The sequence below is a fragment of the Corynebacterium liangguodongii genome, from assembly GCF_003070865.1.
Classification (GTDB): Bacteria; Actinomycetota; Actinomycetes; order Mycobacteriales; family Mycobacteriaceae; genus Corynebacterium; species Corynebacterium liangguodongii.
In genome coordinates this window covers 389,853-416,428 of the sequence record NZ_CP026948.1, presented here as the reverse complement: position 1 = coordinate 416,428, position 26,576 = coordinate 389,853, and the positions used below count along the sequence as shown (strand labels likewise).

The window sequence follows — 26,576 nt, the reverse complement described above, 5'->3', positions numbered from 1 at the left end:
CTACTCCTTCTCCCCTGCGAGGATATCCCCACCATAGACGCGCCGTGTCCGTCCCTTCGGCGCGCACACGACCTCGTAATTGATGGTACCCACGCCCGCTGCGAACTCGGTCGCGCTCACGCCGCCCGCGCCGAAGATCACGGCGTCATCGCCCACCCGCACGCCGTCCTCGTTATCACCGAGCCAGACGATGAACTGGTCCATGCACACGCGCCCGACCTGGGGGTATTGCTTGCCTGCCACCGTGACGGTGAACGCGCCCTGCCACGAGCGCGCCACCCCGTCGGCATACCCCGCAGGGATCACGGCGGTATACCCGTCGCGCGGCGCCGACCACGTCAGCCCGTAGCTCACCGGCTCCCCGGCGGCGAGCCGCTTCACCGCGAGCACCGGCGCGGACCACGTCATCGCCGGCCGCAGGCCGTGATCTCCGCCCGCGATCGGCTCGAGCCCGTAGAGCCCCAGCCCGGCGCGCACCTGGTCGAAGGCCAGGTCGGGGCGGCTCAGGAGCGCCGGGGTGTTCGCGAGGTGGCGCACCGTGGGGGAAAGCCCCGCCGCAGCGGCGGCCCGCACCGCCTCCTGAAAGCTCTCCGCCTGGGCGCCTGTGTAGGGGTCTGCCGGGTCGTCGGCCACCGCGAGATGGCTGAAGAGCCCGACGACGTTGAGCCCCGCCTGCGCGGCGCGGGCGAACGCCTCGTCCCACTCGTGCCTGCCGAGGCCCGAGCGGTGCATTCCGGTGTCTACCTTGATGTGCAGCGGGGTGCCGGCCGGGGGTGCAGAGGGGGCGTCGATAAGCCAGCGAAGGTGCTCCATCGTGGGCACGCCGAGCTCCACACCATCGGGAATGGGCTGGCCCGGCACCCACAGCCACGCGAGGACGGGCGCATCCGTCAGGGCGCGCACCGCGGCCGCTTCCTCCAGCGTGGCCACGCCGAAGGCGTCCGCGCCGGCGGCGTCCATCACCGGCACGACGCGCTCGGCGCCGTGGTTGTAGGCATCCGCCTTGACCACGCACATCAGGCGCGCATCCCCGGCGAGGCGCTTGAGCACGCGCGTGTTGTGCGCGATAGCACCAAGATCAATCCGTGCGGTCAACATGCTCTACAGCATATGGACGAGCCCGAGGACCACCAGCAGCGCAGCAACCGCCCACGTCGCCGCGCGCGTGACCGCCTCCGGGCGGGCCCTCGCCCACTCGAACGCCCGCGCAGGGCTGCTGGCCGGACGCGCCCGCACCCACGCCACCGCGAGCGCGCACGCGGTGGGCAGGCTCAACGCCACCGTGGCGTATGCCACGAGGGATCCGTAGCGCACGGCGACCTCAATCCCCGCGGCGGAGAGCAGCGCCAGCCCGCCGTAGAACGGCACCGAGGTCGCCGACTGCACCACACCGAGGATGAAACCGGTGAGCACCGTCATAGGGCCCGGGCGGCGCAGCGGCCCCATGATCCGCTCGATCAGCTCCGAGTTATCCCCTCCCCGCAACGCCAGCAGAGCCGTGGCCAGGCCCGTGGCCACGAGCACGAGGCCGAAGATAGGGCCGTCGACGAAGCTGCGGACCACGGGGCCCAGGCCGTCGAAAATCGCGAGCATGACCAGCGCCAGACCCGCCACCCCCAGCCAATCCCCGGCGATAAGCAGGCCGGTGATCCGCGCGAACCGGCCGCCGGCGGGCACCACGATGCCCACCGCGAGGATGACACCGATCAGCAGCAGGTTGATCGAATCGACGAACGCGAAGGAGAGTGCTGCGAGCATCCGCGCTACTCGACGGTGACCGACTTGGCCAGGTTCCGCGGCTTGTCAATGTCGTCGTTACCGCACTGGCGGGCGATATCCGCCGACAAAAACTGCAGCGGCACGGTGGCAAGCAGCGGCTGCATAAGCGGGCGCGTCGCCGGGATGCGCACGAGCCAGTTCGCAAACGGCTCCACGGCGGTATCGCCCTCCTCCGCGATGACGAGGGTCTTCGCCCCGCGGGCGCGAATCTCTTGGATGTTGGAGACGATCTTCGAGTGCAGCTGGCTCAACCCACGGGGGCTCGGGACGACCACGACGACGGGCAGGTCGTCTTCAATCAACGCGATCGGGCCGTGCTTGAGCTCGCCGGCGGGGAAGCCCTCGGCGTGAATGTAGGCGAGCTCTTTGAGCTTCAGGGCGCCCTCGAGCGCGATCGGGTAGCCCACGCCGCGGCCGAGGAAGAGCATCGTGGTCACCGCGCCGAGGGTCTCGGAGATCTGCTTGAGCTGGTCGCGGGTGCCCAAGGTCTCGGAGATCTTCTCCGGCACTGCCTCGAGCTCTGCCCAGATCTCCGCAACCTCCGCGGGGCTCAGCGTCCCCTTCGCCTGCGCCAGGGCGAGGCCGACGATGTAGTTCGCGGCAACCTGGGCGAGGAAGGCCTTCGTCGACGCCACGCCGATTTCCGGGCCCGCGTGGGTGTAGAGCACCGCATCGGACTCGCGCGGGATCTGGGAGCCGTTCGTGTTGCACACCGCCAATACCTTCGCCCCTTGCCCCTTGGCGTGGCGCACGGCCTCTAAGGTGTCCGCCGTCTCGCCCGACTGCGAAATCGCAAGCACAAGGGTGCGCTCATCGAGCACCGGATCGCGGTAGCGGAACTCGCTGGCCACCTCAATCTGCACGGGGATGCGCACCCAGTGCTCGATGGCGTACTTCGCCGCGAGGCCGGAGTGGTAGGCGGAGCCGCACGCGATGACAAAGACCTGGTCGAACGCGGCGAGCTCGGCCTCGCCCAAGTTGTTCTCGTCGAGGGTGACCCGGCCGGCTGAGAAGTGCCCCACCAGGGTGTCGCGCACCGCCGCGGGCTGCTCGTAGATCTCCTTCATCATGAAGGAATCGAACCCGCCCTTCTCCGCGGCCTCCAAATCCCAATCAATGGTAAACGGCGTGCCCTCAGAGGCGGTGCCATCGAAGTTGAGGATCTCGTAATCATCCTTGGTGATGATGACCACGGAGTCCTGCCCCAGCTCGATGGCTTGCTTGGTGTGCTCGATAAATGCGGCAACGTCGGAGCCGAGGAACATCTCGCCCTCGCCGACGCCGATCATCAGCGGGGTTGAGCGCCGCGCCGCGATGATCTGGTCGGGGTGGTCGGCGTGGATAAACAGCAGGGTAAAAGCGCCCTCGAGGCGCCGCAGCACACCTAGTGCCGAGGCCCGGAAATCCCCGGCGGTCTCCCCCTCGTTATACGCCCTGGCCACCAGGTGCGCGGCCACCTCGGAATCTGTCTCCGATGCGAGCTCGATGCCTGCGGAGACGAGCTCATCGCGCAGGGGTGCGAAGTTTTCGATGATGCCGTTGTGCACGATGGCGACCTTGCCGTCGTAGGAGAGATGCGGGTGAGCGTTCTCGTCCGTCGGGCGGCCGTGGGTGGCCCACCGCGTGTGCCCGATCCCCGTGGTGCCGCCGAGGGTATCTGCGCCGATCTCGGCGATCTTGTCCTCCAGGTTGGCCAACTTCCCGGCCCGCTTCGCGCTGACGATGCCGTTCGACCCCGCCACCGCGATACCGGCGGAGTCGTATCCGCGGTATTCCATTCGGCGCAAGGCATCGAGCGCGATGGGCAAAGACTGCTTTTGGCCGACGTATCCGACGATTCCACACATGCGCCCAAGATTAATACACGCCACCGCCCCCGCCACGTTGCGCGCCACACCGGCGGCTTGAGGCGCGGAGATGACGTATTCTGGTGGGCGTGTCTGCGAATCTGAAGAAGCTGTCTGATCTGTCGAAGCGCGGCCCGCACCGGGTCCTCGAAGGCGACTTGGGCTACACGGGCCTGCCGGGCAAGGTCTACACCCCCGCCGAGGGCGACGGCCTGCCCGCCATCGCGTTCGGCCACGATTGGATGCGCAGCGTCGATGACTACCACGCCACCCTGCGCCACCTGGCGAGCTGGGGCATCGTCGTCGCCGCGCCGGATACCGAGTCTGGGCTGCGCCCCGACCACTCCGGGTTCGCCGCCGACCTCGATACCGCCGTGCAGATCCTCGCGGGCGTGCGGCTTGGCAACGGCAACGTCACCGTCGCCCCCGCGAAGATCGGCGTGGCAGGCCACGGCATGGGCGGCGGCGCGGCGGTGTTGTCGGCCGTCGATAATCCGAAGGTCAAGGCAGTCGCCGCGATCTACCCCGCCAACACCGCCCCTTCTGCCATCGAGGCCGCGCGCAACCTGTTGATTCCCGCGATGGTGATCGGCCCCGGGGAAGATTCCGATTCGCTTTTTGACCCCGGCAACCCTGCAAAGCTCGCCTACAACTGGGCCGGCGAGGTGGTCTACCGCGCCCCCGCCAAGGGCAGCCAGGCGAGCTTTAGCGAAGACGGCCTAGCCAAGCGCCTGCTCGGCCTGGGCAAGCCCAACTCCAAAGTCCAGGCGAGCGTGCGCGGCCTGCTCGTGGGCTACCTTTTGCACGAGCTCGCCGGGGAGCGCAAGTACTCGGCTTTCAGCGAACCCGACGCGACAGGTCCGAAGGTCTCCTCGCTCTCCGGAGAGGCGCTCGCCGAGCGTGCCGGCCTCACCCGCGACGACGCAGCGTTCTCCTTGTTCTAACGTTCTAATCTCCCGGTTCGCCCCTGCGCAGGACCCCTTGGACGCGGCCGCCGCGCCGGGTAGGCCGGTAGACCCCGCGCGGCGTGGTGGGCTCGACGCGCAGGTTGAGTTCCCGCGCGATCGCCTGCTGCCGGTTGACCTGTTCCATTTGTCGGTGCGCCTCGGCGACGGCCGCTTCGAAATCGAGCATCCGCTTTGCCGTACGTCGCTTGTATTGCTCGGCAAATTCGGCGAAATCCATCACCACTCACCTGACTTTCTCATTTTGGGCCCGCCGGATTCAGCCGGGGGTGCCGGGGGTTGCTCCTTAGGTGCGCTCGGCGGTTCGGCCGGGGCGGGTTGTGCAGCCGGTGGGGGTTCCGGCAGCGAGGCAGCGGGGGCAGGTGCCGGTTCTGGGGATGGTGCAGGTTCCGGTGCGGGCGACGCGAGCCCGGCAGCCCGCAGCTTCTCCGCCGGCGCAGGTGGTTCCGGCACCTCGGCGAGCTCGGGTGGAGGTGCAAACTCATCCCGCGCCGGTGGCTCCGGGGGTGGCGGTGGTGGCGCGGGTTCCTCCGGGCACGGCTCCGGGGGTGGCGGTGGTGGCGCGGGTTCCTCCGGGCACGGCTCCGGGGGTGGCGGTGGTGGCGCGGGTTCTTCGCATGCATCGGCGAGGTCGTGGATCGCTCCCTCGATGCAGACAGAAAGAACGTCAAGGGCGGCGAGGGTCACGCCGAAACCGAGTTCCGCGAGCGCCCCCTGGAAGCATTCGGTCTGCAGCGGCTGCGGGGGTGCGCATTGCACGGCCGCCTCACGGCTTGGAGCCGCGAGCGAGGCGGTGTGGGTGCACTCGCAGGAGAAGTCGAAGGTTATGGCCCCATCGGCCCGAGCCTTCAACCTATCGACGCCCGCATCCTCGCACTGCGCCGCCACCGTCGGTACCTGACCCGATGCCTGCGGCGGAGCGGGAGCAGGCTTATCGACGCCCGCATCCTCGCACTGCGCCGCCACCGTCGGCGCTTGAGCAGGTGCCTGAGCCGGCGCTTGAACGGGCGCTTGAGCCGGCGCGGGAGCAGGTTGATCAACGCACGGTTGAGGTTCGGGCTCCGGGCATTGCCACTGCCGCGGTGGGTCAGGCTGGTGCTCGAGCATCCCGTTGCACTGGTCCGTGACCGCCCCCAGGGCGGTGCGCACCTGGTCGTTGCGGTCCTCGACGATGCCCAGGAGGTGCTCGACGCCTTCGACCACGAGCGGGAGGATCAGGGCACCGGCGGCGACGTAGGGATTGGCGCGCGCGATGCCCACAAGCCCGATGACAACCTGGAGGACGCCGTCGATGGCGGTATCGGCCGTGGAATCGATCTCCTCGATAGATCGGCAGCACTGCTCGATCTGCTCGCACAGCTCGGCGGCGTTGTCTCCCTGGACTGCCTCGCCGTCCTCGCGCCTCTTCTCGTCCTCCGATACCCCGAGATCGGTAAACCACCCGGCGGTCAGGTCGGCGCCGATCTTGCTCACCACGTCGACCAGGAACTTGATGATGGTACCCGCAATCCCGCCTTTCGATCCCCCGCCAGATCCGCCCGATCCTCCGGAGCTGAGCTTGGAGGCTCCCTCGCGGACCTGCGCCAGGTCCATCCCCTCGGTCTTGCTGTATTGGTGGCCGAACGCCTCGGCGAGGGCAGCGAGCCGGGCCGCGACCGCGGGGTCAGACCCCGGGATGGACGACGCCTCCGCGGCCACCGCCGAGACTTTGTCAATCAGCGCGGCGGTCATGGCAGCCTCACACCCTCGGCGTGGGATTGGTCGGTGTGCTCGACCGAATCCATCAGGCCCTGTAGCTGGCGCCACCCCTCGACGCGGCTCTCCAGGAAGGAGACGTTGAGCTCCTGCATGCGCACGAGGGCTGCGGCGAGCCGTGTGCCGTCGTCAAGAAAGCCCGCCCCGACCGCGCCTGCGGGAAACTCGGGAGAGCCCGCCTTCAGCTGCGAGATGGCCTCCTCGTAGCGCGCGATAGCCGCACCCAGCCGCTGGCGTATGTCCTCCGGATCGACGTGTAACGGTTGATTCACTCTCTCCCCCCAAACTTTTCGCGCGGACCGCACCGCGGCCCGAGACCACGACACGCTTACACCTTGATTAGACTCCCCCGAGCCGCGCGTGGTTCCCTCCGCTGCGAAAAAAGATCTCGCCTGCAGGCTACACGGACGAGACCACCGCCGCGAGGCGGCCGGCGATCTTGCGCGCGTGCTCTTGCTCCGCAGCCTCGACCATGACGCGGAAGATCTCCTCCGTGCCCGAGGGCCGCAACAGGACCCGCCCGGTCTCCCCCAGCTCGGCCTCGGCCTCGGCGACGGCGTCTTTGACCGCGGGGGCGTCCGCGATGCGGGATTTATCGGCGACGGGGACGTTGATAAGCACCTGCGGCAGGACCGTCATCACGCTCGCGAGCTCCTCGAGGGACTTACCGGTCTCCGCCATCCGCGCCATGAGAATGAGACCAGTCAACGTTCCGTCGCCTGTGGTGGCGTGGGCCGGAACCACGATGTGGCCGGATTGCTCCCCGCCGAGCGAGTACCCCCCGCGGCCAAGCTCTTCGAGTACGTAGCGGTCCCCCACCTTCGTCTGCTTCATCGCAATGCCCTCGCGCTCCATCGCCAGCTTCAGGCCCAGGTTGCTCATCACCGTGGCCACGAGCGTGTTTTCCTGCAGGATGTTCTTATCCCGCATGCTCGTGGCGATAATCGCCATGATCTGGTCGCCATCGACGACGTTGCCTTTGGCGTCAACCGCGAGGCAGCGATCGGCGTCTCCGTCGTGGGCGAGGCCGATATCCGCACCGTAGTGCAGCACCGCCTCCTGGATCTTGTCCATGTGCGTCGAACCCGAGCCGTCGTTGATGTTAAAGGCGTCGGGGGTGTTAAAAATCGGCGTGACCGTAGCGCCCGCCGCCGCGTAGGCCTTCGGGGCAACCTCAGAGGCCGCGCCGTTGGCGCAGTCCACCACCACCTTGATCCCAGAGAGGTCAGCAGTCACCGCCCGCTTGAGGTGCGCGAGGTAGCGCTCCTGGGCGTCGGGGGCTTCCTCGATAACGCGGCCGATGCCGGTGCCGGTCGGCCCGGTATCGTCTAGGTGCGCCATCGCCTCTTCGATGCGGTCCTCGACGTCGTCGGGAAGCTTGCGCCCGCCCGCGGAGAAGAACTTGATGCCGTTATCGGGCATCGGGTTGTGCGACGCCGAGATCATCACCCCGATGTCAGCGCCGTAGTTGTCGGTCAAAAACGCCAGGCCCGGCGTCGGGATCACGCCCACGCGGATGACGTCGACGCCCTTGGACGCCATGCCCGCCGACATGGCGGCGGCGAGCATCTCGCCCGAGACGCGCGGGTCGCGCCCGATGATCGCCGAGGGGCGGCGCTTTGCCGACGCCCGGTTCTCCGTCAACACCGTGGCGGCCGCCGCCCCGAGCTTGAGCGCCAGCTCGGCCGTGAGCACCTGGTTTGCCAGGCCGCGTACGCCGTCAGTTCCAAACAATCGAGTCATTCTTCACATTATGCCCGAGCGCACCGGGGCGACAGGCTAGAGCACCGCCGCCGTCCTATAACAGAGAAAACCGCCGCGCACCCCACGGTATGCGGGGCGACGCGGCGGCAGCGACAAGCGGAAGAAACTAGCGCTTGGAGTACTGCGGCGCGCGGCGGGCCTTGTGCAGACCGGCCTTCTTGCGCTCCACGGCACGGGCGTCACGGGTGAGCAGGCCGGCCTTCTTCAGGGTCGGGCGCTCAGCCGGGTTGTAGACGTTGAGTGCGCGGGCAATCGCCAGGCGCAGAGCACCAGCCTGCCCGGTCGGGCCGCCACCGGAGATGTTGGCCTTGATGTTGAACTGGCCTTCGCGCTCAAGCAGCGTCAGCGGGAGCATGATGTCCTGCTGGTGCAGCTTGTTCGGGAAGTAGTTCTCGAACTCGCGGCCGTTGACGGTGATCGTGCCGTCGCCCTCGGTCACGGTCACGCGGGCGATGGCGCGCTTGCGGCGGCCCACGGTCTGGATCGGGCCCTCGTGGAGGGAGACCGGCTCGGCGACCTCAGCGGCCTCGGGGTCGACCTCGGGCGCGACAGCGTCGCCGATGGTGTAGTTGAACTCCTCGGTTGCCGCGGTGGCGAGATCGACGTCGACCTCGGCGTTGAAGTTTTCCTCGGTGTAGTTGTTCGACTCGGTCATTACTGGGCCACCTGCTTAAACTCGAGGGTTTCCGGCTTCTGCGACGCGTAGGGGTGCTCGGAGCCGACGAAGACGTGAAGCTTCTTGATGGACTGGCGGGAGAGCTTGTTGTGCGGCATCATGCCGCGGATCGCCTCTTCGATGACGCGGTCCGCGCGCTCATCCAGGGCGCGACCAAGGGTCATGGACTTCAGACCACCCGGGTAGCCGGAGTGGCGGTAGCGCATCTCGCGCTCGCGCTTGTTCGAGGAAATGTGGACCTTATCGGCGTTGATCACGATGACGTGATCTCCGGTATCCACGTTGGGTGCGTACTGGGGCTTGTGCTTGCCGCGCAGGATGTCTGCGGCGGTAGACGCAAGCTTGCCCAGCACCACGTCGGTAGCGTCGATGACGTACCACTTACGGGTAATGTCACCGCTCTTCGGGTGGTAAGTAGACACGTGCGACTCCTTAAAGTCTGTCTAGATGGCTGCCGGCCAAAACAGTTCTCCGCGCGTCCTCGACACCCAGACGGCGGCCGGTGGAGACCCGACGGGAATCGGCGTGCGCCGCGGGCTCCCAGGCACTCAGTGACCTCAGTGACCTCAAAGACCCAACGGCGCGACAGAACGCACAGGTAGTACACCCTACGGCAGGACCACCCCGTTTACCAAAACGCGCCAGCGCGCCGACACGGTGCCCCCAATATCCCCCACGCACCGCGCCGACGCGCTGTTGTCCATCCCCCGAAAAATGTGCCCCCGTGTGTTTACTCGGGGCCGCTACCCCCAGCTCTGGGCCGCTGCGTTGTTGACCTGCAGCATGCGCGTGTTGCCGCCGTCGACGGCCTGGGCAACCTGGGCGAGGATGGTGTTGAGGTCCTCGGCCGCGCGGTCCCACTTGTCCTGGTGGACCTTGTATGCCTCGGCCGCCTCGCCGGTCCAGGTAGAGACCATGGGCTGCAGGCCCGCCTTGAGGTCTTCGAGCATGCGGGTGATCTGGAGCGCGGAGCCGCGCAGGTCCTCGGCCGCGCCCGCGAGCTGGCCGAACTCGTACTTGATGGTCATTGGCTATCCCCCTCGTGGTGAAAATCTAGAGCGCGAGACCGGCGCTGGCGCCGATCTTGTGCAGGTCGTCGGTGTTGGACGCTTCGATGTGTTCGTAGTTCTTGGCGTTGTCGCGCAGGTTATCGGCGATGGCGGCGAGCGCCTCGACGAGTCGGCGCTGGGCGTCGTCGTAGCGCAGCATGACAGAATCGAAGGACGCCTGGGCCTCGCCCGCCCAGTAGGAACGAGTCCCCTCGACAACCCCTTGGATGCGCTCGATCTCCCTGTTGACTGCGTTGTTGGTGTCATCCACGTTGCCTGCGGCCGCGCGCATGACGTCGGCTTCAGTGTGCAGCTGAGCCATCTCTCTCCCCCTTGTGAGCGTTGAATGCATATCAGCCTTGTGTGCGGCTTGTGTGCGGTACGTGCGTGAGCGCCGGAGCCGGCCTCACTTATATTTGACTGAAGAAACAGCCCCGAGGTTCCATCCCGGAGGAAAAATTTTTTCTACCCCGCCGCGTCCTCGGCGTTAAACGTGGCGGATTCCATCGCCATCGTGCACGTGGCCTGCTGCACTTGGCTCGGCGCCGCGCGGGTGTGGCACCCCACCGAGATCTGGTGGCCGGCCTCGACCCATGTGCGCCACAGCGATTGCGAGCCGTCGTTGCCCGTTTCTCTATACGTCAGCGCCCCTGCGGAGTTATCGAGCAGCTCCACACTGGGGTCTGCCTCGATTTCCTCCAACACCTGCGCGATGAGGCGCTCCGGGGGCAGCTCGAAGAGCGGGTCGACTGCGAGCTGAACGCGCAGGTCGGGATCCTTGCCGGTGAGCCGCCACATGTCACCGTCGGGGGCGGCGCTAAAGCCGGCTGGCACTTCGACAAGCAGGCCCTCGCGCGAGATGACGGTGGGCGTGGGGCTGGGCATGCGTGTCGACGCCTCCGTGCCCGCCTCATCCCCCACAGCATTCCCCACAGCATCCCCCACAGCATTCCCCGCGCCGTCCCCCGCGTCGACCGGCGCCGGGCGCAGCGACGTGGCGGTGTAGTACACCGCGGCGACGCACAGCAGTGCCGCGAGGGCCACCGCGAGCATCGACCACACCGTCATCCGCCGCGCCCCGTCGGCCTCGGTGGGCCGGGTGACCTCGATGGGATCGTCGATGGGATCGGGGTGGGGCGCGGGATCCGGGTCGGTTGCCGCGTGGGCGTCGACAAGCGCGTGCCTGCCCGATGAGCGCTCGTGAGCGAGTTCGATGCCGCTGCCGTCCAACGCTCGGGAGAGCTCGGCGAAGTCGGCCTCCGACGCCACGACGGCGACGCGCACCGCGGCGGCCTCGGGCCCCACGACGCTAGCGACGTAGTGGGCGATCTCGGCCGGGGTGGGCCGGTCGTAGCGGCGCACGTTAGCAAGGCCCTCGAAGATCGTCGCCTCCGGCGTGATCGTCACCTTTAGATCGGGCAGGGTCGTTGTCACGCTCACTCCTCCCCCGCGTCTGCTGCCGCCTCAAGCGTGGCCACCTGGATGAACCCGGCATCGACGCCATCGCGCACGAGCCTGCCCCGCCCGGCGGGCAGCGGCTCCGGCTTGACCCCGAACACGCTGCCCTCGTCGCGGTTGCCGCTGAGCAGCACGGCGTCCGGGTTGAGGTCTTTGACAGCGCCGAGCAGCCCGCCATAGAGCGCGCGGGCCGTTCCCCCGAGCTTGCGGGCCACGATGACGTGCAGACCGATATCGCGCGCGTGCGGCAACAGGGCGAGCAGCGGGGCGACGTCTGCCTCGGCGACGAGGTCGGCGTCGTCAATGATGAGGTAGATATCGGGGCCTTCCCACCACGACCGCTCGGCGAGCTCGGCGGCGCTTACCCCCGCGCCGGGGAGGCGGGAGCGGAGAGTCTCCACGGCCGCGCTCACCGTGTCGCGCACCGCGGCGGAAGACGCCGCGTAGCTCGCCACCATGTCGCTGCCCGCCGCATCGATGTGCCTGCGGCGCGGGTCGATGATGACCATGCGGGCCGCATCGCGCGGCAGCGCGTCGATGCCTGCGATGAGCGTGGCCAGAAGCGTCGATTTACCGCTGCCGCGCACCCCGATGGCCACGAGGTGCCTGCCCTCGAGGCACACCGCATCGAGGTTTCTGCCGCCGCGGGCAAACGGGAGCCGGCTGGCCTCCTCCCCGCCGAGCAGTGCCGCAGCGGAGACGGCGGCGGGCAGCACCTTGAGCCGGGGCGCAGGCGGCTGGCCGGCCGCCTGCGCTGCGATATGAGCAAGGTCCTGAGGCGCGGTGGCGGCGATGAGCATGTGGCGCCCGTGGGGGTTGAGCCCGCGGCCCGGGCGGGCCGGAACCTGCTGCTGCGCCTTCCTCCCCAGCAGCGAATCCGCCGGTTCACTCAGGTGCAGCTCGAGGCGGGTACCGATGAGGTCGCGCACGTTGGCCCGGATAGCGCTCCAGCGCTGCGTGGAGGTAACGATGTGGACACCGGCGGCCGGGCCCGCAGAAGCGATGCGCGCTAGGGCGTCGCGCAGGTCCTCGAGCGAGGAGTCGGGGGCGAACACGGAGTGCCAGCCGTCGAGGACGAGGAAGGTCTGACGGCGCGCCGCTGGGTCCTGCGGGGCGGTGGCGTGGGCGTCGATAAGCGCGAGCATCTCGTCGACGATGCGCCTGCACTTATCCTCCTCGGCCGGGGTGGCCACCCCGGCGACGTGCGGCAGGCATTCGAGGTCGGCCAAACCCCCGGCACCGGCGTCGATGACGTAGAAGCACACCTGCGAGGTGGTGTGCGTCACAGCCAGCGCGGCCACGATCGTGCGCAGCGCCATCGACTTGCCCGTGCGCGGCCCGCCCGCGATGGCCACGTGCCCACCGGCGTGGGAGAAATCGATCACCGCGGGGTCTTGGCGCTGGTGATAGGGGTCGTCGATGAGCCCGATGGAGACCTGCAGCGGCGCGGGCGACTCGCACACCGTGGAAAGCTCGACAACCTCCGGCAGCGGCGGGAGCCACACCTGATGCGCGCTCATTCCTTGCACCCGCGCGGTGCTGCGTGCCTTGCCCACCACGGCGGCCAGCAGCGTCGTCGACTCATCAATGCGTATGTCGGCCCGGTCGTGGTCCTCCTCCACCTCGCTCCACCCGGTAAACAACGCCACCGCGGGCCGCGCGTGCCCCTCGTCGCCTCCGACGCGCCGCTCGAGCGGGCCGGAGACGTAGGCCGCACGGAAGCGGACGAGCTCTGTTGATCCAGTCTTCAGGTAGCCGCTGCCGGGCTCACCAGGTAGCTCGTAGGCGTCCGGCACACCGAGCACCTGGCGCGACTCCCCCGCCGAGAACGTCTTGAGCCCGATGCGGTAGGACAAGTGAGAGTCGAGCCCGCGCAGCTTGCCCTCCTCGAGGCGTTGCGACGCCAGCAGCAAGTGCACCCCCAGCGAACGGCCCAGCCGCCCCACGGCAACGAAGAGATCCGCGAAGTGCGGGTGCTGGCCGAGCAGCTCGGAGAACTCATCGACGATGATGAGCAGCGACGGCAGGGCACCCACGTCTGCCCGGCCCGCCTGACGGGCGTGGAAGTAATCGGTGACGTTGGCAAAGTTTCCCGCCTCGCGCAGCAGCTCTTGGCGCCGGTTGAGCTCGCCGGAGATGGCATCGAACATGCGCTCAACCAGCACAGATTCGGCCTCGAGGTTTGTAATCACCGCAGCGGTATGCGGCAGGTCTTCGCAGCCGAGGAACGTCGCCCCGCCCTTGAAATCGACGAGGACGACGTTGAGTTCCTCGGGCGAATGCGTCGCCGCCAGCGCGGTGACGAGGGTCCTTAGTAGTTCCGATTTACCGGACCCCGTCGCCCCGATGCACAGCCCGTGCGGGCCCATCCCTCCGTGCGCGGCCTCCTTGAGGTCGAGGTGGACGGCACCGCCGTCCGGGGTGGAGCCGAAGGGGACGACCAGGTGGTGCCGGGTGCCGGCGCGCCCGCGCCACATGGAGTGCTCGTCGAGCTCGTCAATGTCGCTAAAACCCAGCATGCTCATAAGGCCGCCAGCGCCCTGCGCTCCCGAGCTTTCCGGGCGGCGGTAAAACGCGAGGTGGCGGGCTATAAGCTCTGCCACGAGCACGGGCAGCGTATCGACGCACCCGAGCTCCTCATCACCCTTGAGAGTGCGCGCGACAACGACACCCGCCTCGCACACGAGGTGCAGCGAATCCTCGTCCACGCTGTAGTCCGGGTCCTGGTCCACGGCGATGACGCAGTCGATGCCCGGCGACATCAGCGCCGCATGTGCGTGGGCGCGGTCCGCCAGCGCGACGGCGAAGGCCGCCTTGTGCGGCGCGCGGGTGTGCGGGAACCACTTCACCCACTCGAAATCCGGGTCTTTGTGAAGGTTGTAGAGCCCGGCGACCTCCGGGCCGTGGAAGAAGCACAGCTGGCACAGCGCGGCGCGCGCCACCTCGTGCGCCTGGGCGCCGGTGAGCACGATCGAGGGGAAGGCAGCGAGGTTAATCACGATCGGCATCCCGGCCACTGTCCCCACTGCGGCGACCATCCGGCGCAGGCTCACCGCGCAGACGGGATCGAGGTCCTCCGGGGAGCCTGGGTCAGCGACGTGAACCGGGGTGCACAGCGAGGTCGTGCCCTCGCCGAATCGCACGTGGAGGGCGCGCGGGGAGTCATGCCCGCGCTCCCACACCCGCGAGGTCGCAGTGGCGTGCAACAGGTGGCTCGGGGCGGGGTGAAGGTAGGAGGCGTGCGCGCGCTGCCGGTCGGCGTTGGTGCGGGCGCTCTCGGCGAGAGCGCCAAGGTGGCGCAGGTAGACCCGGCGCGTCTCGTCGATATCCCCGGCCTTCTCCGGTGGGTTGATCATCATCAGCGCGCTGAGCCCCATCATGAGCGGGAAGATCGCCATTGTGGGGCTGACCTCCCTCCCGGAGAGAGCGACGACGGCGACCATCGCCCCGATCGCGGCGATCATGATGATCGGCATGAGGATTTTGATGATCGGCTGCGGTTGGTCGCGCTGCGCCTCCGGGATGGGCTCGGCGGCCAGGCTGCCCTCCGGCAGCGGCGGTTCTTGGTCGTCTCCTGCCGCGTGCTGCGGCGCTAAGACGGCGGTTCTATCGAGCCCGAGCATCGTGATTTCCCCCCTGAGATCGGCTGCGTCCGCGAGTTCCGCTCCCCCGAGCTGTGGACGCGTCCGACATTCTAGGCAATAATTGGCACAGATGCGCGGCGTTGGGGGTCCGCGCGCGGTTTGTCACCTTGGGGGGTAGGCGAGATGGTTTCCACGTCCGCGCACCACGTGGTGCGCCTCACCGTGCGTATCGACGTTGCGTCGTTCCACCGCGACGTCGATGTGACGCTACCGACGTCGTCAAGCTTCAACGAGATACTCCCGGAGCTCGCCCGACTGGTAGACATGCCTGAGGTGACGCGACCGTGGGAGGCCACGACCGTCTCTGGCGCCGTGCTCGACTCGGCCCGCCCGCTCTACCAGCTGCGGATCCACGACGGCCAGGTCGTCGTGCTGCGCCCCCGCGAGCCGCTCGCCCCTCCGATCGTGCGCGACGCCGCGGAAGCCCTGGCTGCCGCGGCCGGGCGCCTCGGCCCTGTTCCGGGGCTGGGCGCCGCGGCCTCCTTGGTCGGCGCGGCGATGGTGTTCGTACTCGTCGACGCGATTGCGGGCTTCTACCCGGCGCTCGTCTCGGCCGCCGCCGGCTGCGTGGCGGTCGGTTCCGTGGCGCGCTCGCGCGCGCTGTGCGCCGCGGCGGTGCTGGTCCTCGCGGCGGCCGCGGGAGCGTGGGTGGCTGGCCCGCGCGAGGAGTGGACGGGCAGCGCCGATCCTGCGCTGGGGGCGCTCGCCGCGGCCGCCGTGGTTGGCTTCGGCGCGGTCTGCGGCGGGGCAACCAAGCTTTTCGACGCCCCCGTAACCGCCTTCTTCGCCACCTCTGCCTGCCTCATCGGCCTCGGGGCCGGTTTTGCCTGGCTCGGCTCGCCTACCGCCCCGCCCGCAGGCACCGCGCTCGCCGGTCTGGCGGCGGTGATGGCGAGCCCGGGGGTGGCCACCCGCGCCGCAGGTATCGCCATTCCTCGCGTGCCCACCGCGGGGGAGAACTTCGCGGTGGCGGACGACTACCAGCTGGATATCGATTCCCGCGGGGTAAGCGCGCGGGGTATCTCCGCCGGGATCGCCGCCGCGGTGTGCGCGTGCTGCTCCCCCGCGCTGCTCCTCATCGGCATCTCCGGCGGCGGGTGGGCCTACGCGCTGTGCATCTGCTTCGCGGCCGCCCTGGTCGTTCACGCGTTTCGCCACCACGCAACGGTGCCGAGGGCGTGCCTGGCGGTGACCTCGCTCACCGCGCTGCTTTCCTCCGCACTGGCCGTGGCTCACGCAGGCGCCGTCCACCCCGCGTGGCTCGCGCTGGCCTTCTGCGTGGCCACGGTGGTGCTCACCGCGACGCTGTGGGCGGCCCGAGCACCCGACCTCGAACCGACGACACTGGTGTGGGTCGAGCGGGCGGAGACCGCCGCGATCATCGCGGTGATCCCCCTAGCCTTCCAGCTGGCGGGCGTGTTCAACATAATCAGGGGGCTGTGATGCGCGCCGCTTCCACCGCGCTGGCCGCCGCTGCGGTAACGGCGTGGGCTCCGTGCCCGGCCGCCGCCCAGGCGCAGGACTACCCGTGCGCGGCCCCCGCCGAAAGCACCGCCCCCGCCGCGCAGCCGTGGGTGGCCCCGCTGCGCCAGCTCGCAACCGGGGCGGGCGTGCGGGTGGCCGTCATCGACACAGGCGTCGCCCCCTCCCCGGAGCTCGACCAGGTTCTCCCCGGGGCCGACCTCGTCTCCCCGCAGGCGCCTGACCCACTGTTCGACTGCGACCTCCACGGCACGGTCGTCGCCGGCGTGATCGCCGGCAACTCCGCCGGGATCGCCCCAGCCGCAGAGATCATCTCGGTGCGCCAAACCTCGGCGCACTACAGAGACGCCGGTGGGAACGACGGCGGGGCCGGCAGCGTCGCCACGCTTGCCGAGGCCATCAACAACGCCCTCGACATCGGCGCCCGCGTGATCAACATCTCCGTCGTCTCCTGCCTCGACCCGGCCTCCGCCGCACGCCTCGACGCCTCCCCTCTCGACGCCGCGCTAGCCCGCGCGGAGGCCGGCGGCGCCATCGTCGTCGCCGCTGCGGGAAACGTCACCTCCGAATGCGCACAGGGCTCCACCGTCATCCCTGCCCACTCACCGACGGTCCTCGCCGTCGGTGCGCGCGAGGATGCGCACCAGCTCGCCGAGTACTCCGTTGCGGCACCGCAGGGCGCGCTCGCACTGTCCGCGCCCGGGCGTGTCGAGGCCTCCCCCGCGCCCGGTGCCGGGTGGGCCGCCGGCACCCTGGGCGGGCGCGGGGAGGTCATCCCCTTCGAGGGGACGAGCTTCGCCGCCCCGGTGCTCTCAGGCTCTATCGCCCTGCTCCTAGAGAGGCAGCCCTCGTTGAGCCCCGCGCAGGTGCGCGAGATCGTCGCCGCAGCGGCGGAGCCAGCCGGGGGAGCCATCGAGCCCTACGCCGTGGCCACCCAGCTCCTCCCCGGGCCCCCGGCGCAGCGGGAGCGGATCGCGATCACCCCTACCGCCGAGGCCACCTCGTCCGCCGCCGCGCGGTGGCAGCTGCTCGCCTGGGTGCTCAGCGGGCTCGGCGCGTTCCTCCTCGCCGCCCGCGCGCTGCTCCGCGGACGACGCTAGTACGTTGCTCGGAGGGCCGCGGCGCGGGTCAGGTCCTCGCCCGCGGGCAGCAGCGCGATAATCTCCCACGGCACCCGCTCGGTGTGCACCGCGCCTACCTGCTCCAACACCTCTTGCTCGGCGAGGTGGCGCATTCCCTGCCCCGAGACGACGTGGAAGCCGTGCGCCGTCTCCACCGCCACGGCGCCCTCAGCGAGGCCAGCGAACTCGTCGGCGACCGCCTCGCCCGAAAGCGCGATGGGGTGGACCTCCCCGCCTGGCGTCTCCACGCTCGTCGCGGCGCCGCGGTTTTCGCCCAGGCAGGGAGTCTCCCTTGCCGGGTCCACCCACTCCGGGGCGAGATCGGGAAGGCGGATCTCCGCCGGCGGGGCCGCATCCGGGAGCGCGGCGAGCTCGGCGGCGCTCGCCTCGTCTCGCTGCGCTCCCGCGGCGGCCAAGACGTCCGCCTGCGCGGGGGTGATCGGCTGGATTCCCCCATCGGTGCGCGCCCAATGCTTCCCGTCGGCGGAGAGGATGCCGGGAAGCGGGCTCGGGATCTCCAGCGGCGGCAGCTCGGCGGCGACGTCGAGCATCTCCGGCGCGGGCCGCCAGCGCGGCGTCTTTGCGTCTATCCCCAGCCCGCGGCGGATCACCCGACCCGACTCGCCCGAGGCATCGGGCACCATAATCCGCCCGTCGGCGGTGACCATCCACTCCTTGCCGTCTGCCTCGGCGAGCACGGCGCGGCCTCGGTCGAGGGGCTTCATCGGCTCCCCGGCGATGACCCGCACCCGATCTCCCTGCATGCACGCCGACCACACCACATCCTCCGCATCCTTCGGCGCGAACGCGGCCGGCGCGGTGCCGATGCCGACCGGCACCCCACGCGGTAGTTCCAGCAGGTGCTCATCACCAATGCGACGGGGCTCCTCCGGGGCACCGACGATAAGCCGGGCGGAGGTGAGGTTGGCCACGGGGTGGACGGTATCGTCGACACGCACGTAGAGCTCGCCCGTGGACGCGCGCAGGATTGGGGCGTCGCCGGGGTCGGCGTTGGGGCGTAGCCACGCGAACAGCGCCATCATCGCGCAGACGAGGGCCACGGCGATGAGCCCGAAGATCGTGGCGCGCTGGCGCGTGGCCAGCGGGTCGTGGATCATACGGATATCGCCGAAGACCAGGCCGTGCTCAACGCGGCGGCGCATGAACCTGTGGCCGGAGACCTGCGGGCGTGTCGTCGGCAGCAGGCGGCGCTGTTGAGCCATGTTTTCCCCCAAAACGTGTGCATCAGCGGCCAGCGCACCCCCGCGCCGGCCGGTTCGTGTGACACGCTACCGAAGGTCGGTGCTGTGCGCTACCGAGCCCGCCGCCTAGTACGAAACCCCATACCAAGCGGCAGACCCGCCGCCCGCCAGATCGCCCACCGACGCCGGCGCCGACGACATCTGCTTCAACCGAGGCAGCTCCTCGGAGCCATGTTTGACTGCGTCGCGGCGCATGTCGTTGATCTCGGCGCGCGTAAATGCCTCGTCGACGGCGTAGATCACAGTCCCGCCGCGCTGGTAGACGGGAGTGGCCGCTCCGCCGGGCAGGAGTGCCTTGAGCATCTCGTAGCGCGGCACGACGTGGAACCAGAAGTTCTCCGGGCTGACCAGGATGAACTTCACGTTCAGGTCGCGCGCGGCGCGGTCGACGGGGTTGTCGGCTGAGGCGTCGCCACGCAGGCCCTGGCCGAGGAAGTCGGTGTGCCAGTAGAGCAGGTCGTGCTCGGAGCCGCGGCCGCCGACCGGGTAGAGGTAGTGCCGCGCGGCCGTCGGCACGCCGTTGTAGGCGTAGAGCCAGGAGTAGCCGTCGTCGGGCTCGCCGAGCGTGAGCCCCTCCCAGGCCGCGGGCTGCGTGGCCAGCCAGTCGAAGGCCATGCGGTCGTCGTCGTTGACCATCCGCGTATCCGCCCGCGAGCCTACGTAGGCCGCGCGCGCCGGTTCGCGGGCGGTGTTGACAACCCACCACGTGGTGGCCGCGCCCGCGGCGATCGCGAGCACGAGCGAGGCGCTTATCGACGCCTTCTGCCACCGCGCCGATCCGCTGCGCACCGCCAGCGGCGCGGCGGCAACGAGCCGCAGCGCCGCGGCCACCCCGATCGCCGCACCGGCCACGGTGAGCATGCTCACCGGCATGACGAGACGGTGGGCGGTGTTGTAGTGGAAGCTGCCGATCGCGTCGAGGACGGCGCCGAAAGGCCCGCCCACCGGCTCCAAGACGTTGACGGCGGCGGCGGCCGAGATGCCGAAGAAGAGCAGGGGCCAGATGAGGCGTCGCCACGCGATGAGCGCTACCGCCCCGCCTGCAGCGAGCCAGAGCAGCGCGGTGGCATTGAAGTCGGGGAAGAACTGCTCGGCGTGGCGGGTGTGCATCATCAGCACGTCCATCCACGGGGTATCGGTGGCGTCGTCGGGGTGCGCGACCCACTCGGCAACCTCTTCGGCCTGCGCAGAGCCCTGGAGGATCTGCGGCAGAAGCGCCAGCCCGCCGATAAGCGCCGGGCCCGCGATCAGCGCGAAGTCCTGCAACCGGGTCCTCACTGGAACGAAGATAAGGCGGGTTGCCCAGTAGAGGAACACCGCCAGCGCGACGACCGTGCCCGCGGAGGGGTGGACCTCGAGGATCCCGATGAAGCCGATCACCGCCGGCAGCGCGGTTTCGGGGCGCGCGGGAAGCGAACAGAACTGCCAGATGACGATGCCGCTGAGGCAGAGCGCAAAGAGGTAGGGCCACATGCCGACGTATTCGGGCACCCACATCACCGTCGGAGCGGCGTAGATTGCAATCGCGGAAAGCGCAGCGGCGATCTGGGTGGTAAGCCCGCGTGACTGCGTCATCGCAAAGACGAGGCAGGCCATCCCGACCGGCAGCGCGAGCCCCGGCAGAATTGCAGAGGCGACGTTGAGCGCCGGGATCGGCTCTAGCCCGGCGGCCTGTGCGAACATCGCGATCGCCGAATGGTAGCCGGTGGGATAGAGAAGCTGCGCGTATGTCTCCACGTTTTGCAGCTCTCCCATCCGCGTCGGCGAGGCGATCCCCTCGTCGAGGATGAAGCGCACGACGTTGGCGTGCCACTGCACGTCCCAGCCCTGGACGATGTTGCCGAGCCCGTGCGGCGTGCGCGCCAGCCACCCCAACCTATCGCCGATGAACAGCACCGAGCCGGTCACTGCACCCACGGCCGGGAGGATCCAGGCCGGGTCGAGGATGCTGCCTGCCCGCCAGCCCTCCCTGAGCAGGCGCTGCCTGAGGGGCGTGCCCGCCGGGTGCCGCCTGTAATCGGTTGCCCAGCGCCAGACCGCCGCGAGGGCGAGCGCAATGAGGTAGCTGATAGTAAAGGTCAGCAGGTTAAAACGCGCCGAGGTCAGGCCCCAGAACCAGGCGCTGAAGCCGACCACCCCGAAGGTCACCGGCAGCGCGCTGGCGAGCGCAACCGGCGCCTTCGCCCCGGCCACCCAGGAGAGGATGAATCCGGGGAGGACGAACATGGCAAGCGCGATTGCCAGCGCGCCGGTTACCGTCATTGCCGCTCCGATTTCACCGATTGTCCAATACCAACACCGTCAGCCGATTGTATTGCCTGGGCGCGCGGCCTCGCCCATCGGCGCGCCTATTCGCGCCGCGCCCTGGTCGCCTGCGCGCGCCGCCCGTAGTCCTCCGGCGGCGGGTAGGCCACCCGCACGAGGGTGAGGCCGTGGGCCGGGGCGAGCCCGACCTGGGGGTTGCGGCGGCGCTGCCCGAGGAGCTCGGAGACCCACTCGGCCTCGCGCGCGCCCTCCCCCACCTTCAGGCAGGTGGCCACGAGCGCGCGCACCATGTTCCAGCAAAACGCGTCGGCTTCGACGTGCGCCTCGTACACCTTGGGCTCTTCGCGTGTCGACGCCTCCACCCACCGCATCGACACCACCTCCCGCACCGTCGTCGCATGCGGCTTGGCCTTGCAAAACGCCGCGAAGTCGTGCAGGCCCGCGACGAGGTCGGCGGCGGCCTGCGCCCGCTCGATGTCCACCGGCTTGCCCCACACGGCGGTGTCCCGCGCGCGGGTGGGCAGGGGCCCGGCGGGGTGCGTGGTCACCCGGTAGACGTAGGAGCGGGTGAGGGCGGAGAAGCGGGCGTCGAAAAGCGGAGAGACCTCGCGCACCGCGCGTACCCGCACGTCGGCGGGCAAGAGCTTGGCAAGGCGCCTCACCAGGCGGGCGGGGTCTCCGTCGATGGAGCGCTGCTCGAGAGCGGCCGCCGGGACGTCGAGGTGGGCGACCTGCCCGGAGGCGTGAACGCCGGCGTCGGTGCGCCCGGCGACGGTGAGCTCTGAGGGGGTGCGCAGCACCGTCGTCAGCGCATCCTCGAGCGTCGCCTGGACCGTGCGCGTGGGCGTGCCGTCCGCCTGGTCGGCCTGCCGCGCCCAGCCGTGGAAATCCGTGCCGTCGTAGGCGATGTCGAGGCGCAGTCGTATCGTCTTGTCGGTCTGGGCGGGGTGCATGGTGATTCGAGGGTAGCAAAAGGCCCCGCGGCCGCGTGTGCGGTGCGGGGCCTTCGTGTGGGCGGGGCCTACTTCTCGTCGGCCTCGGTGCCCTCTGCAGTCTCGTCCGTCTCAGCGGCTTCGGTCGCTGCCGAGGTCTCCTCGGCCTCGACCGCGGGGGCCTCCTCGACCTTCTCGGCGGACTCCACAGACTCCACAGACTCAGCCTCAGCCTGCTTGGAGGCTGCGGCGCGGGCGGCGCGGGACGCCTCGGACGACACGGTCTCCTCGAGGACGAGGGAGATGTGGGTCATGGGCGCGTTGTCGCCGGAGCGGTTGCCAATCTTGATGGAGCGGGTGTAGCCGCCGTCGCGGCCGGCAAACTGCGGCGCGAGGTCGTTGAACAGGTGCGCAACGATCTCCTTGTTCGGCAGCTCGGCGGCCACGGCGCGGCGGTCCGCCAGCGTGCCCTTCTTCGCCTTGGTGATCAGCTTCTCGGCGTAGGGGCGCAGAACCTTGGCCTTGGCCTCGGTGGTCTTGATGGCGCCGTGCTCGAAGAGGGACATCGCCAGGTTAGAAACGATCTGCTTCTGGTTGGCGGCGGAGCCTCCGAGACGGGCACCCTTCTTAGGGGTCGGCATTTTCGTACTCCTCGTGTGCGGTTAGTTGAGAGCGCGTGCTCTTCTACGTGTTACTCGGTCTCTTCCGCGCTGACGTCGATGTAGTCGCCCGTCTCGGCGTCGTAGCCTTCGATCTGGGTCGGGTCGAAGTCTTCCGGTGCGTCCTTCAGCGTCAGGCCCAGCGAGGCGAGCTTGATCTTGACCTCGTTGATGGACTTCTGCCCGAAGTTGCGGATATCCAGCAGGTCCGTCTCGGTGTACTCGGCGAGCTCACCGACGGAGTGGATCTCCTGGCGCTTGAGACAGTTGTAGGAGCGCACGGAGAAGTTCAGGTCCTCAATCGGCATGTTGTAGGCGGCGATGAACTCCGTCTCCTGCGGGGACGGGCCGATCTCGATGCCTTCTGCCGAGGTGTTGAGCTCGCGTGCCAGGCCGAAGAGCTCGACGAGCGTCGAGCCGGCGGAGGCGAGCGCGTCGCGCGCCGTCATCGAGTTCTTCGTCTCCACGTCGATGATGAGCTTGTCAAAGTCGGTGCGCTGCTCAACACGGGTCGCCTCGACCTTGTAGGCCACGCGGGTGACCGGGGAGTAGATCTGGTCGACCGGGATGCGGCCGACCTCCCCGCCCGAGTTGGGCACGGCCGGAACGTAGCCGCGGCCGCGCTCGACGACGAGCTCCATCTCCAGGCGAGCGCTCTCGTTGAGCGAGGCGATGTGGAGGTCCGGGTTGTGGATGACCACGTCCGCCGGGGTCTCGATATCGCCCGCGGTGACCTCGCCCTGACCCGTCTTGGACAGGTACATCACGACCGGCTCATCGGAGTCGGAGGAGAGCACGATGTTTTTGACGTTGAGGATGATCTCGGAGACGTTTTCCTTCACGCCGTTGATCGTGGTGAACTCGTGGAGCACACCATCGATCTTGATCGAGGTCACGGCCGCGCCCGGGATGGACGAGAGCAGCGTGCGGCGCAGGGAGTTTCCGAGGGTGTAGCCGAAACCGGGCTCGAGCGGTTCAATGACGAACTTCGAGCGGTTGGTGTCGATGTACTCCTCGGTCAGCTGAGGGCGCTGTGAGATGAGCATGGACTTCTCCTTTGTCGGCAACCACTATTTGATGCCGGTAGGAACGGATAAAAACGGAAGGTAGTGCGCGATGCAGTCTGGTGAAAGACTACTTCGAGTAGAGCTCGACGATGAGCTGCTCCTGCAGCGGAACGTCGATCTGGGCGCGCTCGGGCAGCTGGTGCACGAGGATGCGCAGGGTCTCCGGAACGACCTGCAGCCAGGCCGGCACGACGGAGTCGACCAGGTTGTCCTGGGCCTCCTCGAACCACAGCATCGCGCGGGACTTCTCGCGGACATCGATGATGTCGTACCGGGAGACGCGGTAGGACGGCACGTCGGTGCGCTTCCCGTTGACCGTGAAGTGGCCGTGGGAGACGAGCTGGCGTGCTTGACGACGCGTCCGTGCCAGGCCGGCACGGTAGACGACGTTGTCCAGGCGGGACTCGAGCAGGACGAGCAGGTTGTCACCGGTCTTACCAGGCAGGCGGTTGGCCTCCTCGTAGTAGCGGCGGAACTGCTTTTCCATCACGCCGTAGGTGAAGCGGGCCTTCTGCTTCTCCTGCAGCTGGAGGAGGTACTCAGATTCCTTGATGCGGGCGCGGCCAGCCTGCCCCGGGGGGTAGGGGCGGCGCTCGAAGGACATGTCACCGCCGACGAGGTCGACGCGGAGGCGACGGGACTTGCGGGTAGCAGGGCCGGTATAACGAGCCATGGTGTTGTTACCTCTTTCCTTTCTGCCTTAAACGCGACGACGCTTCGGCGGACGGCAGCCGTTAAACGGCTGGGGCGTCACGTCGGAGATCGAGGACACCTCCAGGCCGGCGGCCTGGAGCGAACGGATGGCGGTCTCGCGGCCGGAGCCGGGACCCTTGACAAAGACGTCAACCTTCTTCATGCCGTGCTCCATCGCCTTGCGGGCGGCGTTCTCGGCGGCCATCTGCGCGGCGAACGGGGTGGACTTGCGCGATCCCTTGAAGCCGACGTGGCCGGAGGACGCCCAGGAGATCACGGCACCGTTCGGGTCCGTAATGGAGACGATGGTGTTGTTGAAGGTGGACTTGATGTATGCGTGGCCTGCGGCCACGTTCTTCTTGACGACGCGGCGGCCAGTGCGGCGCGCGCCGGAGCGAGTCTTGGGAGGCATATGTTACTTCTTCTTTCCTGCGATGGTCTTCTTCGGGCCCTTGCGAGTGCGCGCGTTGGTCTTCGTGCGCTGGCCGCGCACGGGCAGACCACGGCGGTGACGCAGGCCCTGGTAGGAACCGATTTCAATCTTGCGGCGGATGTCAGCCTGGACCTCGCGGCGCAGATCGCCCTCCACGGTGTAGGAGGACTCGATGGCGTCGCGCAGGGCGGCGAGCTGATCGTCACTCAGGTTGTCGGTACGCAGGTCAGGAGAGATGCCGGTCTTCTCAAGCAGCTCCTTGGAACGGGTCGGCCCGATTCCGTAGATGTAGGTCAGTGCGATCTCCATGCGCTTGTTGCGCGGCAGATCGACGCCAGCTAGACGTGCCATATGGGACGTGCCTTTCAGGTTGGTACGGTGGTTTTCTCCCCACCCGTCCGCGCCACGCGGCGCCCTACCCGGTCCTCGCCGGATGATGGGCCGTGGTTACGCGCGGCTCCGGCCACCGTGGCCGAAGGTAGGCGACGCACCCGCTGCAAGCGGGCACGCTTGGGTAAGGAGGCTTCTTTGAGGTCGTGCTACTTGTAGCGGTAGGTGATCCGCCCGCGGTCGAGGTCGTAGGGCGAGAGCTCCACGATGACTCGGTCCTCCGGGAGGATGCGGATGTAGTGCTGGCGCATCTTGCCACTGATGTGGGCCAGAACCTCGTGACCGTTGTCAAGCTCGACACGGAACATCGCGTTCTTCAAGGGCTCGACGATGCGGCCCTCGACTTCAATTGCGCCTTCTTTTGCCATACACTCCACTTCCTACAAGCACTGCGCCACGAGAGTGCGGCCCAGGTACTTTTCACCTTTTCGGATTGCTACACGGCGCGCTCGCCTGCGGGTTTTCCGAAGGCGTGACACACCGGTTGTCAATCTTAGCGCCCGACCTGCACAAAGACAAACCCCGCCGCCTCGCGAACGGCGAGGAGGCGGGGCTTACCCGCAGCCGGGCTAGTAGACGACGACCTTGTCGCCGATCTGCAGGTCGGCGAAGTAACGCTCGGCGTCCTGGCGGTGCATGCGCACACAGCCGTGGGAGAGGTACGCCGGGTCGCCCTCGTGGAAGGCGATGCCGTTGTAGGTGAAGTATGTCGCAAACGGCATCGGCGCGTTGCCGAACTCGTAGGAGATCTCGTCCTTGATCTTTCGGTTGACGTAGAACGTCCCGCGCGGGGTCTCAAACCCGGGCTTGCCGGTTGCCACGTGCGACGCGACGTAGTAGGCCTCTCCGTTGTTCTGCAGCCAGGACCGCTGCCCCGCGATATCGACGCAGACCTTGGCGTCCTTCGGGCAGGCTCCGTAGTCGAACGCCGGGGCGGGCGCGGGCGCCGGGGCGGCGGGGGGCTCGGGTGCCGGGGCGGGCGCAGGAGCCGGGGCAGGCGCCGGGGTGTGCTCGGCGACCAGGCCCGGGAACATTGCCTCGAAGGCGCGGTCGATCTCCACACGCGCCTGCTCGGGCAGCGCCGGGTTGATCGCGGAGAGCGCGCCGGCCTGGGCGATGAGCGACTGGCGGACGTTCCACGCGTTCTCGCGCGTCGCGCTCGTCAGCGAAGAGTTGACCTGCTGCGCAAACGCACCAAGGCTTTGCGCGGACGAGGACACAGGCGCCGGGGCGGGCTGGGCAGCAGCCACGGCGGGGGAATTCATGAGCGAGAACGCAACCCCCGCCGAGGCGAGGACGGCGGCTACGCGGCGAGGCGAGAAAGAGACCATGCGA

Annotated in this window: 26 protein-coding genes; 3 read left to right on the top strand and 23 right to left on the bottom strand. The window is 68.7% G+C overall.

From position 1 onward, the window contains the following. The 3 genes from alr to glmS are packed head-to-tail and all read right to left on the bottom strand — an operon-like array spanning window position 1 to window position 3,626. Window positions 1–1,098, bottom strand: coding sequence for an alanine racemase (gene alr, locus C3E79_RS02035; RefSeq protein WP_108403408.1), 1,098 nt, complete (start codon window positions 1,096–1,098; stop codon window positions 1–3). A 3-nt stretch (window positions 1,099–1,101) separates the two neighbouring features. Beyond that, window positions 1,102–1,758: a hypothetical protein gene (locus C3E79_RS02030; protein WP_108403407.1), complete on the bottom strand. Its 657-nt coding sequence runs from the start codon at window positions 1,756–1,758 to the stop codon at window positions 1,102–1,104. 5 nt (window positions 1,759–1,763) lie between these two features. Then, a complete protein-coding gene (gene glmS / locus C3E79_RS02025; protein ID WP_108403406.1) occupies window positions 1,764–3,626 on the bottom strand; it encodes a glutamine--fructose-6-phosphate transaminase (isomerizing) in 1,863 nt (620 codons plus the stop codon). Window positions 3,627–3,715: 89 nt separating this feature from the next. Here glmS and C3E79_RS02020 point away from each other — a divergent pair, with 89 nt between their 5' ends. Further along, the gene (locus C3E79_RS02020; RefSeq protein ID WP_108405001.1) at window positions 3,716–4,570 is read left to right on the top strand and encodes a dienelactone hydrolase family protein; all 855 of its coding nucleotides are present in this window, start codon (window positions 3,716–3,718) and stop codon (window positions 4,568–4,570) included. 4 nt (window positions 4,571–4,574) lie between these two features. Here the strand turns inward: C3E79_RS02020 and C3E79_RS02015 are convergent, their stop codons facing one another. The 10 genes from C3E79_RS02015 to eccCa form a co-directional block, all read right to left on the bottom strand. Continuing rightward, window positions 4,575–4,811 carry a hypothetical protein gene (locus tag C3E79_RS02015; protein WP_108405000.1) on the bottom strand — a complete coding sequence of 79 codons (237 nt, stop codon included), beginning with the start codon at window positions 4,809–4,811 and terminating at the stop codon, window positions 4,575–4,577. Next, on the bottom strand, window positions 4,811–6,322 hold the full coding sequence (locus C3E79_RS02010) for a hypothetical protein (protein ID WP_108403405.1): 1,512 nt from the start codon (window positions 6,320–6,322) through the stop codon (window positions 4,811–4,813). Before C3E79_RS02010 ends, C3E79_RS02015 begins: the two co-directional genes overlap by 1 nt. Next, complete coding sequence (locus C3E79_RS02005) at window positions 6,319–6,618, bottom strand: hypothetical protein (RefSeq protein ID WP_108403404.1); 300 nt, start codon at window positions 6,616–6,618, stop codon at window positions 6,319–6,321. Before C3E79_RS02005 ends, C3E79_RS02010 begins: the two co-directional genes overlap by 4 nt. Window positions 6,619–6,745: 127 nt before the next feature. Further along, window positions 6,746–8,089 (bottom strand): phosphoglucosamine mutase, encoded by a 1,344-nt coding sequence (glmM, locus tag C3E79_RS02000; protein WP_108403403.1) that lies wholly within the window; start codon window positions 8,087–8,089, stop codon window positions 6,746–6,748. Window positions 8,090–8,216: 127 nt separating this feature from the next. After that, the gene (gene rpsI / locus C3E79_RS01995) at window positions 8,217–8,765 is read right to left on the bottom strand and encodes a 30S ribosomal protein S9 (protein ID WP_108403402.1); all 549 of its coding nucleotides are present in this window, start codon (window positions 8,763–8,765) and stop codon (window positions 8,217–8,219) included. Further along, complete coding sequence (gene rplM / locus C3E79_RS01990; RefSeq protein ID WP_108403401.1) at window positions 8,765–9,208, bottom strand: 50S ribosomal protein L13; 444 nt, start codon at window positions 9,206–9,208, stop codon at window positions 8,765–8,767. The genes rpsI and rplM overlap by 1 nt, the downstream gene beginning before the upstream one ends. A 321-nt stretch (window positions 9,209–9,529) precedes the next feature. Continuing rightward, the gene (locus C3E79_RS01985; protein WP_108403400.1) at window positions 9,530–9,814 is read right to left on the bottom strand and encodes a WXG100 family type VII secretion target; all 285 of its coding nucleotides are present in this window, start codon (window positions 9,812–9,814) and stop codon (window positions 9,530–9,532) included. 25 nt (window positions 9,815–9,839) lie between these two features. Further along, complete coding sequence (locus C3E79_RS01980; RefSeq protein ID WP_108403399.1) at window positions 9,840–10,157, bottom strand: WXG100 family type VII secretion target; 318 nt, start codon at window positions 10,155–10,157, stop codon at window positions 9,840–9,842. Between the two features lie 143 nt (window positions 10,158–10,300). After that, window positions 10,301–11,269, bottom strand: coding sequence for a type VII secretion-associated protein (locus tag C3E79_RS01975; RefSeq protein WP_108403398.1), 969 nt, complete (start codon window positions 11,267–11,269; stop codon window positions 10,301–10,303). 2 nt (window positions 11,270–11,271) lie between these two features. Next, window positions 11,272–14,916, bottom strand: a complete 3,645-nt coding sequence (gene eccCa, locus C3E79_RS01970) for a type VII secretion protein EccCa (protein WP_108403397.1) — start codon at window positions 14,914–14,916, stop codon at window positions 11,272–11,274. 144 nt (window positions 14,917–15,060) lie between these two features. Here eccCa and eccD point away from each other — a divergent pair, with 144 nt between their 5' ends. Next, window positions 15,061–16,380: a type VII secretion integral membrane protein EccD gene (gene eccD / locus C3E79_RS01965; RefSeq protein ID WP_108403396.1), complete on the top strand. Its 1,320-nt coding sequence runs from the start codon at window positions 15,061–15,063 to the stop codon at window positions 16,378–16,380. Further along, window positions 16,380–17,519, top strand: a complete 1,140-nt coding sequence (locus C3E79_RS01960) for a S8 family serine peptidase (RefSeq protein ID WP_108403395.1) — start codon at window positions 16,380–16,382, stop codon at window positions 17,517–17,519. Before eccD ends, C3E79_RS01960 begins: the two co-directional genes overlap by 1 nt. Here the strand turns inward: C3E79_RS01960 and eccB are convergent. The 10 genes from eccB to C3E79_RS01910 form a co-directional block, all read right to left on the bottom strand. Beyond that, window positions 17,516–18,763 (bottom strand): type VII secretion protein EccB, encoded by a 1,248-nt coding sequence (eccB, locus tag C3E79_RS01955; protein WP_108403394.1) that lies wholly within the window; start codon window positions 18,761–18,763, stop codon window positions 17,516–17,518. The genes C3E79_RS01960 and eccB overlap by 4 nt on opposite strands. Before the next feature lie 105 nt (window positions 18,764–18,868). Continuing rightward, complete coding sequence (locus C3E79_RS01950; RefSeq protein ID WP_179948301.1) at window positions 18,869–21,064, bottom strand: DUF6541 family protein; 2,196 nt, start codon at window positions 21,062–21,064, stop codon at window positions 18,869–18,871. 86 nt (window positions 21,065–21,150) lie between these two features. Next, a complete protein-coding gene (truA, locus tag C3E79_RS01945) occupies window positions 21,151–22,020 on the bottom strand; it encodes a tRNA pseudouridine(38-40) synthase TruA (RefSeq protein ID WP_108403393.1) in 870 nt (289 codons plus the stop codon). A gap of 68 nt (window positions 22,021–22,088) precedes the next feature. Next, on the bottom strand, window positions 22,089–22,640 hold the full coding sequence (rplQ, locus tag C3E79_RS01940) for a 50S ribosomal protein L17 (RefSeq protein ID WP_108403392.1): 552 nt from the start codon (window positions 22,638–22,640) through the stop codon (window positions 22,089–22,091). Between the two features lie 50 nt (window positions 22,641–22,690). Further along, window positions 22,691–23,704, bottom strand: a complete 1,014-nt coding sequence (locus C3E79_RS01935) for a DNA-directed RNA polymerase subunit alpha (protein WP_108403391.1) — start codon at window positions 23,702–23,704, stop codon at window positions 22,691–22,693. A gap of 88 nt (window positions 23,705–23,792) precedes the next feature. Continuing rightward, a complete protein-coding gene (rpsD, locus tag C3E79_RS01930) occupies window positions 23,793–24,398 on the bottom strand; it encodes a 30S ribosomal protein S4 (protein WP_108403390.1) in 606 nt (201 codons plus the stop codon). Between the two features lie 27 nt (window positions 24,399–24,425). Continuing rightward, window positions 24,426–24,830, bottom strand: coding sequence for a 30S ribosomal protein S11 (gene rpsK, locus C3E79_RS01925; RefSeq protein ID WP_006839472.1), 405 nt, complete (start codon window positions 24,828–24,830; stop codon window positions 24,426–24,428). Window positions 24,831–24,833: 3 nt separating this feature from the next. Further along, a complete protein-coding gene (rpsM, locus tag C3E79_RS01920) occupies window positions 24,834–25,202 on the bottom strand; it encodes a 30S ribosomal protein S13 (RefSeq protein WP_108403389.1) in 369 nt (122 codons plus the stop codon). Window positions 25,203–25,390: 188 nt separating this feature from the next. Next, a complete protein-coding gene (infA, locus tag C3E79_RS01915; RefSeq protein WP_018017508.1) occupies window positions 25,391–25,609 on the bottom strand; it encodes a translation initiation factor IF-1 in 219 nt (72 codons plus the stop codon). A 201-nt stretch (window positions 25,610–25,810) separates the two neighbouring features. Further along, window positions 25,811–26,572 carry a L,D-transpeptidase gene (locus C3E79_RS01910; protein ID WP_108403388.1) on the bottom strand — a complete coding sequence of 254 codons (762 nt, stop codon included), beginning with the start codon at window positions 26,570–26,572 and terminating at the stop codon, window positions 25,811–25,813. Window positions 26,573–26,576 lie beyond the last annotated feature (4 nt).